At 39.1% G+C, this 13510-nt stretch carries 12 protein-coding genes; 5 read left to right on the forward strand and 7 right to left on the reverse strand.

All coding sequences use genetic code 11. The annotated features are described in order from the left end of the window. The first annotated feature begins 9 nt into the window (after nt 1-9). Nucleotides 10-939: an NADP-dependent oxidoreductase gene (locus ACFE6N_RS17410; protein ID WP_378938502.1), complete on the forward strand. Its 930-nt coding sequence runs from the start codon at nt 10-12 to the stop codon at nt 937-939. A gap of 107 nt (nt 940-1046) precedes the next feature. On the opposite strand, the gene ACFE6N_RS17415 is transcribed toward ACFE6N_RS17410, so the two are convergent. Then, nucleotides 1047-1988 (reverse strand): cation diffusion facilitator family transporter, encoded by a 942-nt coding sequence (locus ACFE6N_RS17415; protein WP_378938504.1) that lies wholly within the window; start codon nt 1986-1988, stop codon nt 1047-1049. A gap of 266 nt (nt 1989-2254) precedes the next feature. Then, nucleotides 2255-3244, reverse strand: coding sequence for an L-glyceraldehyde 3-phosphate reductase (mgrA, locus tag ACFE6N_RS17420; protein WP_378938506.1), 990 nt, complete (start codon nt 3242-3244; stop codon nt 2255-2257). A gap of 357 nt (nt 3245-3601) precedes the next feature. Here mgrA and ACFE6N_RS17425 point away from each other — a divergent pair, with 357 nt between their 5' ends. Beyond that, nucleotides 3602-4774, forward strand: coding sequence for an aldose epimerase family protein (locus ACFE6N_RS17425; RefSeq protein ID WP_378938508.1), 1173 nt, complete (start codon nt 3602-3604; stop codon nt 4772-4774). Nucleotides 4775-4844: 70 nt separating this feature from the next. Here ACFE6N_RS17425 and ACFE6N_RS17430 read toward each other — a convergent pair whose 3' ends face one another. Beyond that, a complete protein-coding gene (locus tag ACFE6N_RS17430; protein ID WP_378938555.1) occupies nt 4845-5507 on the reverse strand; it encodes an HAD family hydrolase in 663 nt (220 codons plus the stop codon). 205 nt (nt 5508-5712) lie between these two features. Here ACFE6N_RS17430 and ACFE6N_RS17435 point away from each other — a divergent pair, with 205 nt between their 5' ends. Continuing rightward, entirely contained in the window at nt 5713-6333 is a 621-nt protein-coding gene (locus ACFE6N_RS17435) for a Crp/Fnr family transcriptional regulator (protein WP_378938510.1), read from the forward strand. Between the two features lie 3 nt (nt 6334-6336). Here the strand turns inward: ACFE6N_RS17435 and ACFE6N_RS17440 are convergent, their stop codons facing one another. Beyond that, a complete protein-coding gene (locus ACFE6N_RS17440) occupies nt 6337-6963 on the reverse strand; it encodes a phosphatase PAP2 family protein (RefSeq protein WP_378938512.1) in 627 nt (208 codons plus the stop codon). Nucleotides 6964-7409: 446 nt separating this feature from the next. Between ACFE6N_RS17440 and ACFE6N_RS17445 the strand changes: the two genes are divergently transcribed. Next, the gene (locus ACFE6N_RS17445; RefSeq protein WP_378938514.1) at nt 7410-7910 is read left to right on the forward strand and encodes a very short patch repair endonuclease; all 501 of its coding nucleotides are present in this window, start codon (nt 7410-7412) and stop codon (nt 7908-7910) included. Here the strand turns inward: ACFE6N_RS17445 and ACFE6N_RS17450 are convergent, their stop codons facing one another. Next, nucleotides 7911-8261, reverse strand: a complete 351-nt coding sequence (locus ACFE6N_RS17450) for a hypothetical protein (RefSeq protein ID WP_090980053.1) — start codon at nt 8259-8261, stop codon at nt 7911-7913. It lies immediately after the preceding gene. A gap of 445 nt (nt 8262-8706) precedes the next feature. Between ACFE6N_RS17450 and ACFE6N_RS17455 the strand changes: the two genes are divergently transcribed. Beyond that, nucleotides 8707-9399 (forward strand): lysoplasmalogenase, encoded by a 693-nt coding sequence (locus tag ACFE6N_RS17455; RefSeq protein WP_378938516.1) that lies wholly within the window; start codon nt 8707-8709, stop codon nt 9397-9399. Between the two features lie 907 nt (nt 9400-10306). On the opposite strand, the gene pbpC is transcribed toward ACFE6N_RS17455, so the two are convergent. Both pbpC and ACFE6N_RS17465 read right to left on the reverse strand, forming a co-directional pair. Further along, a complete protein-coding gene (gene pbpC, locus ACFE6N_RS17460; protein WP_378938518.1) occupies nt 10307-12679 on the reverse strand; it encodes a penicillin-binding protein 1C in 2373 nt (790 codons plus the stop codon). Nucleotides 12680-12880: 201 nt separating this feature from the next. Continuing rightward, nucleotides 12881-13432: an REP-associated tyrosine transposase gene (locus tag ACFE6N_RS17465; RefSeq protein ID WP_378938520.1), complete on the reverse strand. Its 552-nt coding sequence runs from the start codon at nt 13430-13432 to the stop codon at nt 12881-12883. Between the last annotated feature and the right edge of the window lie 78 nt (nt 13433-13510).

Consider the following 13510-nt stretch of genomic DNA (forward strand, 5'->3'; position numbering starts at 1 on the left):
TATCCTAATATGAAAGCAGTTAGAATCCATGAGTATGGCGGTCCGGAAGTGTTATCAATTGACGAAATTCCAATCCCCCAACCAGCTCCCGACGAAGTATTGATCAAAGTGCATTCAACCAGCGTGAATCCGGTTGATTGGAAAATCAGGGAGGGACAACGTAAAGATAAATTTCCTGCAAAATTACCTTTAACATTGGGCTGGGACGTTTCCGGTACCGTGGAGGAAGTTGGAGAAAAAGTAAGTGCCTTTAAAAAAGGTGATGAAGTATATGGCAGACCTGATCCAACCAAAAATGGGGCCTATGCCGAGTACATCGTAGTAAAAGCCAATATCATCAGTTTGAAACCGACGAGTATAGGACATACCGAAGCAGCTGCTGTGCCTTTGGCAGGCTTAACCGCATGGCAGGGTTTATTCGATCATGGTTTGCTGAAAGCCGGACAAAAAGTATTGATCCATGCTGCAGCTGGTGGCGTAGGTACGTATGCTGTTCAATTTGCAAAATGGAAAGGTGCTTATGTCATCGGTACCGCATCAGATACCAATACCGACTTTTTGAAGCGTTTGGGCGTTGATGAAGTGATAGATTACAAAATGGAAGATTTTGAGTCTGTGGTAAAAGATGTGGATCTTGTTTTGGATACAGTTGGAAAAGAAACGCAGCTCAAATCATTAAATATATTAAAAGAAGGCGGACGCGTAATTAATACTTTAATGCCGGAATTTGTGGCCGAAGCAAAGGATAAAAAAGTTCACCTGATTGGTTTTATGGCACAGTCCATTCCAGCGCAACTGACTGAAATAGCCGGTTTGATAGATTCAGGAAAAGTTAAACCCATTATTGATAAAGTATTGCCTTTTACCAGTGCAAAAGAGGCCCAAATAGAAAGTGAACAAGGGCATACAAGAGGAAAAATTGTTTTGCAGGTGATTTAGCATCAATTATAAAGCAGCGCTGCAGTAAAGAGGGGGGAGATACTTAAAAGATCTCTCCCTGGCCTGCTAAAACGGACCAGTTCATTTGCTTAGCTAATTCAACTGTGTTATTCGAGATGAATATCAGTGCTGAAATCATTTTCTGTTACATCAGCAGACTGCGGCTGGATAATCACAAACTTAACCACATTTAATTCTGCTTTAATTTTAGATCTCAACCTGTCGATTGCATTGGTTAAATCGGTGGTGTTTAATTCTGCATGGAAGGTGAGAATGAGTACCAGTAAAACTTCCTTTGGAGATTGATATTGTGATAAAACACCGGTTACGGTAATTACATCCGGATCATTTTCAACCAGTTTTTTAATTTTCTGCTGTGTTTCTGATGTTAAACCTTCGCCCATGAGTAGACTGCGGCTCTCTCTTGCCAGTATAAACGATACAAAAATCAGAAGTGTGCCTACTAAGACCGAAGCCAGTCCATCTAAAAAGGGTAAATTTAAATTATGGCTAAGTACCATGAAAATAAAAACAATTACCAATCCTAAAACTGCGGCACCATCCTCAAAAAGCACTAAAAAGCCAGATGGATCTTTACTTTTAATGATCGCTTTCCACCAGGTTAAACCTTTGCGCGTTTTATTAAATTCTTTTATCGCAATGATTAGTGAGATGCCTTCGAAAATAAAGGATAAACCCAATACCACGTAATTCCATGTTGGATTGCCCAAAACCTCCGGGCGGCGGATGTGTGCAATGCCTTGCGAAATTGAAACGACACCGCCTAAACCAAAAATCATAATGGATACAATGAACGACCAGAAATATAGCTCTTTCCCATAACCAAACGGGCGGGATTTATCTGGTGGTTTTACACTTCTTTTTAGCCCATAAAGCAATAAAAGCTGGTTACTGGTATCAACCGTAGAGTGAATGCCTTCTGCAATCATTGATGAGCTGTTGGTAAACGCTCCAGCTATAAATTTGGTTACGGCGATTAATAAATTGGCTGCTAAGGCACTATAAATAGAATTATTGGCTCTTGCCATAAATTAAGAAATGTAATAGATTCATTTCTTAAACCCATTTAATCTCATTTGGTTTTAGAACAAATGATGAAATTGGGTTAATCCCTATTTCAATCATTGAATGCTCATCTCAATACAATACGTTTAAGGTCAGCTTGGCCGATTCGCTATGCGGTTTTTGCCTGTTGGTGTAATGATTTTTAACGTCAACAGTTTTAAGACTTATAGATTCCACGATGCTCCATCCGATCGCTATAGAATGAAGCATCATGACTGTTTACGAATTTTTAAGCTAAAATCTCGTCAATTAACTTGAGTTCGGCTTCGCTAAAGGCGATATTATCCAATGCTTTAACTGAATCCGTAATCTGTTCCGGTTTACTTGCACCAATGAGTACCGTAGTGATTCGATTATCTTTCAATATCCACGATAAAGCCATATGCGCCAGTTTTTGTCCACGCGATTGAGCAAGATCATTTAATCTGGAAATTACCGCCAATTTATCTGGCGTAATGTTGCTTTCTTTCAGGAAAATGCCGCTTGTAGCTACCCTTGAGTCAGATGGGATCCCGTGTAAATATTTATTGGTAAGTAAACCTTGCGCCAATGGCGAAAACGGAATACAACCCACGCCATTTTGCGATAAAACATCAAGTAAGCCATTTTCTACCCAGCGTTCAAACATCGAATATTTGGGTTGGTGGATTAAACAGGGCGTACCGTTATCTTTTAAAATCCTGATTGCTTTTTCGGCTTCTTCAGCCTGATAATTCGAAATACCCACATACAATGCTTTTCCCTGCTGCACCAATAGACTCAAAGCACCCATCGTTTCTTCTAATGGTGTTTCAGGATCTGGACGGTGGTGATAAAAAATATCCACATAGTCCAGCTTCATTCGTTTTAAGCTTTGATCTAAACTGGAAACCAGGTATTTTTTCGAACCCCAGTCGCCGTATGGACCATCCCACATGGTATATCCGGCTTTACTTGAAATAATCATTTCATCACGATAGCCTTTAAAATCTTCGTGCAGTATTTTCCCGAAAACTTCCTCAGCCGATCCAGGGGGCGGACCATAATTATTAGCTAAATCGAAATGCGTAATTCCGTTGTTAAAAGCAGTATAGATAAGGTTTCTGCTGTTTTCAAAAACGTTTACATGTCCGAAATTATGCCATAAGCCTAATGATATGAGCGGTAATTTTAGTCCACTCTTTCCGCAACGGCGATATTGCATTTTGTGGTAGCGATCGGTTGAAATAATTTGATTCATGCTTATCATTTGATTGTTGCAATAATAATTAGTTTTGACGGATTTTCGCTGCTGATGGTTAATATATTCTTAGTTTCATACGTAACCATAAGCGAAACAAATAAGTTGTAGCTTGTTTTACTGAAATCCAAAACGATGATCGCTTTAATTATAAGGCTTAAAATCATTATGAACATAATCCTTTATTGAAATTCTGATTTTCCGATTGTTCTTCTACATTTTGTAATGGGTATTCTACAAATCGTATCGTTACGTTTTAATGGTGCTAATATTTGTTTTTTAATTCATCTAAATCGTTTTATTTGTAAAATTAAGCGATATATTTATCATAAAAATCTAAACCAAGTATTCCAATTTATGAAATTAAAATCATTAGCAGGCCTGTGCGTAACGGCTGCAATCGGATTAGCTTCCTGCCAATCCGGAACCAAAAAATCTTCTTCAGCAGATACTTTGAAAAGTGCCCCTTTAGCAGTTGTAAAATTAGTTGCCGATTCTTTTAAAAAAGAAATTGATGGTAAACAGACTGCCTTGTACATTTTAAAAAATAAAAACGGTGCAGAGGCCGTTTTTACCAATTACGGTGGTCGCCTGGTTAGTTTAACGGTGCCAGATAAAGATGGGAAGCTGGTAGATGTAGTGGTGGGTTTTAAAAGCATTGGCGATTACGAGAAATCAACCGAACCTTATTTCGGTGCAACCATTGGCCGTTACGGTAACCGTATAGCCAAAGGAAAATTTACACTTGGGGGCAAAAGCTATTCGCTTTTTACCAATAACGGACAGAATACCCTCCACGGAGGCAAAAAAGGCTTTCAATATGTTGTTTGGGATGCAAGTCAACATGTTGCCAATAGGTTGATACTGCATTATCTGTCAAAAGATGGAGAAGAAAATTTTCCAGGTAATTTAGATGTTAAAGTGACCTATACCTTAACAGACGAAAATGAATTGAAGATGGATTATGAAGCTAAAACCGATCAAACTACGGTAGTAAATTTAACCAATCATGCATTTTTTAATTTAAATGGGGATGGAAGTGGAGAAATTTTAAACCATGAGGTGAAGATTTATGCGGATGAATATACACCTGTTGATTCTACCCTGATCCCGACGGGGAAAATAGAAAAGGTTAGAGGCACACCGTTCGATTTTACCACTGCAACAACTATTGGCGCACGCATAAATGATAAAAACGAGCAGTTAACTTTCGGTAAAGGTTATGATCACAATTATGTGCTTAATAAAACCAAAGCTATGGGCATGTTTCATGCGGCTACGGTAAAAGGCGACCAGTCGGGCATCATTATGGACATTTATACCCAGGAGCCAGGTCTACAATTCTATAGCGGAAATTTTATGCAAAGTAAAAATACCTTTAAAAGTGGTGCTAAAGATGATTTTAGAACGGCGATTGCCATGGAAACACAACACTTTCCAGATTCACCCAACCAACCTGCTTTTCCGTCAACGGTTTTAAAACCAGGCCAGATTTATAAAACAAGCTCTATATACAAATTCAGTAAATAATCTGTTTGGTGATTGATTTATTGAAAATGATGATGAAACTTGCGGCCTGACTAATTCGGGCCGTATCGTTTTAGAAAAGTTCCTGTAGCACAGGGTCAGTATAATCTTCTATAAATGCAATAATGTTATGATAGGCGGAAAATTCTGCTCTGGTGTGCATGGTGGTAAGTACAACACATTTCATTCCGGCATTTTGCGCCGCCTCAACACCTTTTGGTGCATCTTCAAAAACAATACATTGGTTAGCGGCCACACCCAAAATTTCAGCACCTTTGGTAAAGGTTTCAGGATCTGGTTTACTGTTCGCCACATCTTCGGCACTTACTATTGCTTTAAAATAAGAACGGATATTTAAGTTATCGAGCACAAAGTTGATGTTGAAAGGAATGGCTGCCGAACCGATGGCCATCTGGATACCTGATTGTTTTGCTTTTTCCAAAAAATCGCCCAAACCGGTTATTAATGCCAAATGCGCTCTATACTCGGCCTGATACCTGCGTTCTTTTTCGATGGAAATCTGATCAATTTGTTCCTGGGTGAAATGGCCCACGCCAAAAACACGTTCCAGCAAATCCTGGTTTTTGCCATACATCTGTTTCTTAACAGCGTCAAAACTGATGTTGGCACCTAAATCGTGTGTAAGAATATCGTGCCAGGCTTTGTTGTGGAAAGCCATATCATTAATCATGGTACCGTTGAGGTCAAAAAGGAAAGCTTTGGGTTTATCGTTCATCATAGCGGCAAAATTATTATAATTTTTATCATTAAGTTAAAAGATACTTTGTCAAAACAAATAACCAGAATACAAATGCCTGAAGCTGTGTCAGAATCAACCGATAAGACCATATATTCCTAAATATAATTTTTAACCGTCAGGCGCGTTTTTATCCTTTGGAAATCCTGTGTTCAAATAATAACTTGCACATGTTATAAAAACCATGATCGATATGATGACCGATGCCTATGATGAGGGCGATGCTTTTATCAAGTATTTAAATGAGCTGCAGCCATTAAGAAAAGAAATAATTGATCGGGTAAAGAAAGAGACATTTAAAATAGTGGTGCGGAAGAATGAGATTTTACCTGAGTTAAACCACATTAACGGAGATTGTTTGTTCTTTATCCTTAAAGGATTGGTACGCGCTTTTATATTAGATGAAGGAAAGGACATTACCGCATGGTTAACAGCTGAAAATCAAATGATCGGGAAGATTAGAAATCCCGGGACACTCGTGCCAACCTACCGCGAACAATATCAGGCATTGGAAGATTCTGAGCTGCTTATACTTCCTTACCGTTTTATCGATGATCTGTATGCTAAATTTCCTGAAACCAATATTTTGGCCAGAAAATTATTGGCTATACATTATCATACTTCGCAAGAACGGTCTGTTTTATCACGAATTCCTTCAGCTGAAATCAGGTATAAACAGTTTCAAGCTGGTTTTCCCGCTATAAAATCCAGAGTTCCGCTAAAATTTCTGGCGAGCTATTTAGGCATGCGGATTGAAACTTTAAGCAGGGTAAGGAAGAAAGAAAAACTGCAGGCAAAAGCTTAATGTCTATCCTTTTTTAAAATAGAAGTAGCAAAGCGGGAAAAGGCAGATTAAGCCTAACAGAAAACCACCTACCGTATCTGTAAGCCAATGTGCACCCAGGTAAATTCTGGATGGTGCAATGCCGATCATTAAAAAGGCTGAAATGTAGGTTACGATATTCCGGGTTAGCTTCGGCACATCTTTCAGCGTATTCATCAAAATGATTAAAAACCCAAAAAAGAGTGTGTAAGAAAGTACATGGCCGCTGGGATAACTTTGAAATCGGTTCACTTCAACCAGTCGCACGTAAAATGCAGTTGGACGTGGCCGGTTGATTATATTTTTTATACCTAGAATAATTAGTCCCGATAGTAAAACAGTCGAAATGAATATTCCTTCACGTTTGTACTGCTGTTGATAAAATACGATTGCCACGATAACTACAGATAGTAATGAGTAGGGAAGTTCGCCAAAAAAGCTGATGGCCAGCATTAATTGATCTAACCAGTCGGCATGGTATTGTTGAATAAACAAAGAGGTTTTAATGTCAAAATCAAGTATGGGATGTTTTGCAATAAAGAGGCTTAAACAGGCAAAAGCAGCAATTAACAGGATGAGTATAAAAATTAGCGTATTTCGTTTTAATGGCATAGGTATAAATTGATCAGGGCCAAAACTATGGATTTTATGCTGATAGCTGCAAAATTTACAGCTTTTAAAATGCTATAATTTAAAAGTAAGGGTTGTGGAAATTCGGTTTCTGTACTTAATAAAATAAAAACCTTAAAATATTCATCAAGAAAATCAGGCTATTCATCAAGGAAATACACCTATCTGTATAACAAGTTGGGAGGTGTTGAAATGATTTCCAATCTTCGGGTCAGATAATAAGGATATCTATGCTTATGAGGTTGGCAGGATTATTTTCTGCCAACTGAAAAAGCTCACTTTTCGGCAATTTACTCAAATTATACTTTTTGTATTAACGCTTCGGCCCAAGTGCACCTCCTTTAAAAGAGGAGGTGCTTAGGTTGTTTCCGTTTATTCCATTTACCGCCGTTTTTAAACAATTCAACGTACTTTGGGTTAACTTAATTATGGCGCCCAAACCATATAAAGAAGAAGATATTAAAGTTCCGCGCTTTGAAGAAAGTGCTGGTTTTTACACCACCACGCAGCGAAGCCAGAACATGTCTAAAATTAAGGCAAAAAATAGTTTGCCGGAGTTAAAACTTCGGAAAGCGCTTTGGGTAAGAAATGTGAGGTTTAGGATTCATCCGAAGAAAATTCCCGGCAAACCAGATATCGTGATTAATAAATATAGACTGGCCATATTCGTTGATGGTGATTTTTGGCATGGTTACAAATGGGATGAAAGGAAAGCCTCCATAAAAACAAATTCGCGTTTTTGGATTCCGAAGATTGAACGAAATATACAACGCGACCGAAATGTAAATCAGCAGCTCAACGCCAGAGGTTATACCGTAATGCGGTTTTGGGAACATGAGGTTAACGAACATTTAAATGCTTGTGTTAACCAGGTTATGCTTTATATAGAGGCTGCTAAAGTGGCAGCCATACCACAAGCTGACGATTGATTATTTTACGACAATCTGTTTCGGATCGGTAACTACAATCTGTTTTTTGCCTTTAAAATCTGAAACCACTCCGGTGACACAAACATTATTTCCAATAAACATGCTTGCAGGTTCTGAAGGGAATTTACGCTCATCTTCTTTATTGATCACTATAGTGATCAGCTCTTTTGGATAGGCACCTCCCAAATTAATTAAGGTTAACTTATCTAAAGCTTTTGCGCTGTACACCGAATCGCAGATGGAAACGTTTTTTCCGACATATTGAGCTACATCTTTGGCTAGTATCATCGTTTGGCTTTTTGCATAAAATGCTACCGCAGTTAGCGAAAGAAGGAGAGACAATTTTTTCATAGGTGGGATGATTTAATGGACAATCAAATGTAATAAGACATTAAATTGACCACCCAAAGGTAAGGTTGCGTTTGCTAAATATCAATAACTAATGCCAAACAAGCATAAATATTACAGTAATATATTTTTACGCTGATGAAGAAAATCGCTAAGCAAATATGCCTGACGAAGCATTTTATATGAGTATAGATTACACTAAATGATCTGTCCCGTTTTCCAAATTGCCCAAGAGAATATAGGTTTGGATCCTGCTGCGTTAATTTCTTGTGGAGTTTCATTAGAACCGAAAGTATGGCAAATTAGATTCGAGTATTTCAGGCCGTTTTCTGGTGCTTTGTTGGTCCTGTTTTGAAATTGCTGGTTGGTTATCTGGTAATTTTTATGACGATCCACTTAATATCCGTAATTTGGTTTTTAAATTTGCAAAAGGCAAATCCCGGCGTTGATGAAGACTAAGTTATTTTCTTTTATATTTTTTCTCGTATTCATAATTCAGTTATATGCAGAATATACCCATGATATGCTGCTGGGCAATTTTACCAAGCCGTTAATAGTAGTGGTGCTCTTAGTTTGGCTTTATGTCGGCTCGAATTTAAGAGGGCGTTTCCACAAGCGGATTTTTGCAGGATTGATTTTTGCCTGGCTTGGCGATGTGCTGCTGATTTTTCAAAAAGATAAACCGAGTTTCTTTATCTATGGATTAATCGCTTTTATATTTTGCCACATTTTTTACATCAGGGCATTTACACTTGATCATAAATCTAACCCTAATCACAAAACGCCATATTTTTTATGGGTTGTAGGCGCTTTTGCCATCTTTTGTTCAGGGTTGTTCTTCTACCTGCAGCCTAAACTGGGGCCCATGCAATTCCCCGTTTTAATGTATGCTATCATTGCCACGGTTATGGCCATTATGGCCTTCAATCGATATGGTAAAGTAAACATTTTCAGCTTTAAGCTCGTTTTTTATGCGGCATTGTTTTTCTTGCTTTCTGATAGCATTTTGGCGGTTAACAAGTTTAGTCAGCCCATTCCACAAAGCGGAGCATTAATTATGGCAACTTATATGATTTCGCAGTATTTAATGGTGTATGGTACAATTTCGCGTCAGTTGGTAGTTACCAGAACGGAAGTATAGCAAGCAGGATTTAATTTTTTTAGGATAAACCAGTTGCTATTTTCATTCGTTAGAATCGTTTGGGTCATTTCTCAATTGGTTTATCTATTGATGCTCAGGTTTTAAGATTCACAAACCTCTGTACCTCAATCTGATAAAGCGGGATAGCCCGGATCCCGTCATTCCGTCGGGAGAGGAATGTAAGCGATAGCGGACTGCAAGCCGTCACGAACCAATCACGTTCATTTTTTAAAGCCTAAACCATTAAAACATTAAATTTTTTTGTTTAGAGCGCACAACCTGTACTGAACACCAAGTCTGTTCCCGTTTTCCGCTTATACGCTTCGCTGCCTCGTACCTCGTTGCTGTAGGGTACCGCTGCAACCGGGGCTAAATGGCTAAAACAGCATTTCATTTGTGGGGTTGCAGGGTGCAGAAACCTTTGTTGCTAAACCCTATAAAGCGGAATAGCCCGGATCCCGACATTTCGTCGGGAGAGGACTATAAGCGATAGCGGGACTGCAAGCCGCCACGAACCACTTAACGCTCATTTCCTAAAAGCCTAAATTATTAATACATTAAATTTTTCGTCTAGAGCGCAAAACCTGTTCTCAACACCATGTTTGTTCCCGTTTTCCGCTTATACGCTTCGCTGCCTCGTACCTCGTTGCTGCAGGGTACCGCTGCAACCGGGGCTAAATGGCTAAAACAGTATTTCATTTGTAGGGTTGCAGGGTGCAGAACCCTTGTTCTTAAACCCGATAAAGCGGAATAGCCCGGATCCCGACATTCCGTCGGGAGAGGACTATAAGCGATAGCGGGACTGCAGGCCGCCAAGAACCATTTAACGTTCATTTTCTAATAAACACTCAACCATAAATCATTAATGCCTTAATTTGTTACCCGGAACGCAAGATTTGTAAAAACCTTACTTCTTTTCTTTATCTAAAATCGTAAAAGTTTGCACCAGTCGTTCGCCATTCTCATCCACCAAGGTTAAGGTATGTTTACCGGGCGGCGGACTAATGGCCAATTGATGAAAATTAGTGGTGGTGCTTATATATTCATGATCAATGTGCCAGTATATTTTAGCACCCGGATTTCTGTGCGCTGCATTAATTACGATTTTACCTCTGGTTCCGTCTAGTTCCAATGGGATGTAAACAATTGCATTGTTTTTAGGATAAATGACTTCCATCACACTGTTTCCACCTGAAAGATCACAACCCGCTTTAAATGGAGGGAGGGATTTATAACCGCTATTTTTTATTTTGTAATAGTATTCCATAGCCGGTGGTAAAATGAACCAGCTTTTGTGTTGCATTTGAGTGGTACTTTCACAATTGTCGGTAACCCTAAAAGTACCTGTTTGGTCTAAATGAACCAATTTGTGAAAAGGACAAACGGCTGTCTTTTCTCCGGCAACCGGAACCAGTTCTTGAATCACATCAGTACAATATTCTCCGGCTTTATAACCGCTTTGTCTACATATGTTAAGTTTTTTGAGTTTGGTTACAGGTGTTTCGAACCATTTACCATTAGGCAATAATCTAAAAATATCAAAGAGCACTGGTGCAGCCGCTTCTATGCCCACCAATCCAGGCCGGCCCTCACCATCTGCGTTACCTACCCAAACGCATACGACGTAATTTGGCGTCAAGCCTACGGCCCAGGCATCGCGGAAACCAAAACTTGTACCGGTTTTCCAGGCTACCCGTTGCGAAGATGAAAACTGTTCCCATAAGCCTTCATCACCAGGGCGCATTACTTCTTCCATGGCATTAAAGGTAGCCCATATGGCGCCGTGATCTAAAAACGAGTTGCGCTGATAGTCTTTTTCCTCTTCAGTTTGATGGCTAAAGTAAGTAGCCTGTTTATAATCTTCGGGATTGTAAAGGCCTTTATAGGTGTTAAAATGGTTCAGTGTTCGCACCATGCCCATATAGGTGTTGGCCAGATCCCACATGGTAACTTCACTGCCACCTAAAATTAGCGACAATCCATAATGATCTGCCGGCTGGTTCAAGGTGCCTATCCCCAATTTTTTTAATTTATCATAAAAGCGTTCATATTTATACTGCTGCAACATTTTCACAGCGGGGATGTTTAAAGAGCGGCTCAGTGCTTTATCTGCAGCAATAGCGCCATCATAACCCAGATCGTAATTTTGTGGCGAATAACCGGCTATTTGAGTAGGAATATCGGGAATTATGGTATGCGGTAATATAAAGCCATCATTAAGCATACTGGCATATAGCAATGGTTTTAAAGTACTGCCCGGGCTCCGCGGTGCCCTAATCATGTCTACGTGGCTTTGCAACTCGGGATTTTCTGGTTGATATATATTACCTACATAACTCACCACCTGGCCGGTTTTGGCGTCAAGTACTAAGGCAGAAATATTATTGATATCGTTTGCCCTATAGCGGTTGTTATATCGTTTTAATATGGCATTAACTTTTAGCTGTATGTTTTCATCCAGGGTAGAAGTAATTCTGGTATTTGGGATGTTAAGGTTAACACGTTCTGCTTTAAAGCGGTTTAACAGGTGCGGCGCATTTTGGGGCAGGGGCATAGGTTTGCCCGGAACTGGCTCTAATTTAGATAAATTAGCTGTAGTCTGATCGATATATTTTAACCGGGCAAGCTTATCCAGCAGATCATTCCTTTTTTTGATAAGTCTGGTTGAGTTTTTGCCGGGATGAACCAATGAGGGACTGTTGGGAAGAACGGCTAAGGTGGCCATCTCACCCCATGAAAGCGTTTTAGCATCGCGGCCATAATACCGCCAGCTGGCAGCTTCTAAACCTACAACATTACTCCCGAAAGGGGCGTTGGCCGCGTACAGACCTATAATTTCTTCTTTTGAATATCTCATTTCCAAGCGGAAAGCTAAAATGACCTCCAATAATTTTTGCCAAATGGTCCGGTCTTGTTTACGCGATAACCGGATAACCTGCATGGTTAGCGTACTGCCACCACTTACCACACTTTTTGCCCGCAGGTTTTGCCGCATGGCCCTGCTCATGGCCAATACATCTACCCCGAAATGGCTATAAAATCGTTTATCTTCAAAAGCAATAATGCAATCCTTAAATTTTACAGGAACACGATCTGCTACCGGGAAACGCCACTGCCCGTCGCTGGCGATTGCAGCGCTTAATAAATGCCCATTGCTGGCCTCGATAACATAGGAGGTAGGTGTTTTGAAAAGTTTTGAAGGCAATGAAAAAAGGAAAGCCAAAAGCAGTGTAAAGCAGATGAGATCGGAAATGAGGAAAGCTTTTGGGATTTTGTTCATTTTGTGTAAAAAACCTAGTAGGTTTAGAAAACCTGATAGGTTTGAAATTTATTTGTTAATTTACTTTACAATTATTCTAGTTGTAGCGTCTCGCTACGACATTGTTTCGTTTGTTAAATATTTTTTAACTATTCTAGTCGTAGCGTCTCGCTACGACACCGTGTTGTTTTAAAACTTAAAGATTATCTACAGCCAGGATAGTCATTCAATAATTATAACATCAACTTGTCCTTTTCTAATTTGATGATAATCGCCGGCACTACTATTAACCCAATCTTCTTCATTTTCTACATATCCAGCTTTGACAGGATTTTGGTGGATATAATTTAAACGTTGATCTAAAAGTTTATTATTATCAAGTTCTATTGGATGATTATGTTGTTGCCAAAATTGAAAGTCTTTATTTTTTTCATTTTGACTTCCTAATTTTTTCATAATTTCCAGCATCCATGACTTCCGACTTTCAGTATTGCTATTTTCTATGGCTTTTCTTATATGTCTAGAAGTGAAACTCTTGAAATCTCTTACAATATCTATTAGCACTCCATTTTCAGTTCCAATAATTAAATGAATGTGATTTGTCATGATGCAATAAGCATATAAGTCTAATCCTTTTTCTTTTTGGCAAAAAATCAAACTATCATAAATAATATCTGAGTATTCTTGCCTTGTAAACACATCTATCCAGTCTACAACCGTGAATGTTACAAAGTAGAGTTTAGAATTGTCATGAAATCTATACTTTCGTCCCATTTGATACAGCTATTAAAAGACCTTAGAGAGACGCTAAAGCCAGTATTTATAATATGGGTCGTAGCGAGACGCTACGAC

The sequence above is a fragment of the Pedobacter sp. BG31 genome, from assembly GCF_042464845.1.
Taxonomy (GTDB): Bacteria; Bacteroidota; Bacteroidia; order Sphingobacteriales; family Sphingobacteriaceae; genus Pedobacter; species Pedobacter suwonensis.

Bases quoted from the DNA above. Each gene is read 5' to 3' on its own strand.
- ACFE6N_RS17430 (WP_378938555.1), bottom strand. From the start codon at position 5,507: ATGAACGATAAACCCAAAGCTTTCCTTTTTGACCTCAACGGTACCATG.
- ACFE6N_RS17450 (WP_090980053.1), bottom strand. From the start codon at position 8,261: ATGAAAAAATTGTCTCTCCTTCTTTCGCTAACTGCGGTAGCATTTTAT.
- ACFE6N_RS17425 (WP_378938508.1), top strand. From the start codon at position 3,602: ATGAAATTAAAATCATTAGCAGGCCTGTGCGTAACGGCTGCAATCGGA.
- ACFE6N_RS17415 (WP_378938504.1), bottom strand. From the start codon at position 1,988: ATGGCAAGAGCCAATAATTCTATTTATAGTGCCTTAGCAGCCAATTTA.
- pbpC (WP_378938518.1), bottom strand. From the start codon at position 12,679: ATGAACAAAATCCCAAAAGCTTTCCTCATTTCCGATCTCATCTGCTTT.
- ACFE6N_RS17445 (WP_378938514.1), top strand. From the start codon at position 7,410: ATGGCGCCCAAACCATATAAAGAAGAAGATATTAAAGTTCCGCGCTTT.
- ACFE6N_RS17410 (WP_378938502.1), top strand. From the start codon at position 10: ATGAAAGCAGTTAGAATCCATGAGTATGGCGGTCCGGAAGTGTTATCA.
- ACFE6N_RS17465 (WP_378938520.1), bottom strand. From the start codon at position 13,432: ATGGGACGAAAGTATAGATTTCATGACAATTCTAAACTCTACTTTGTA.
- ACFE6N_RS17455 (WP_378938516.1), top strand. From the start codon at position 8,707: ATGAAGACTAAGTTATTTTCTTTTATATTTTTTCTCGTATTCATAATT.
- mgrA (WP_378938506.1), bottom strand. From the start codon at position 3,244: ATGAATCAAATTATTTCAACCGATCGCTACCACAAAATGCAATATCGC.
- ACFE6N_RS17440 (WP_378938512.1), bottom strand. From the start codon at position 6,963: ATGCCATTAAAACGAAATACGCTAATTTTTATACTCATCCTGTTAATT.
- ACFE6N_RS17435 (WP_378938510.1), top strand. From the start codon at position 5,713: ATGATCGATATGATGACCGATGCCTATGATGAGGGCGATGCTTTTATC.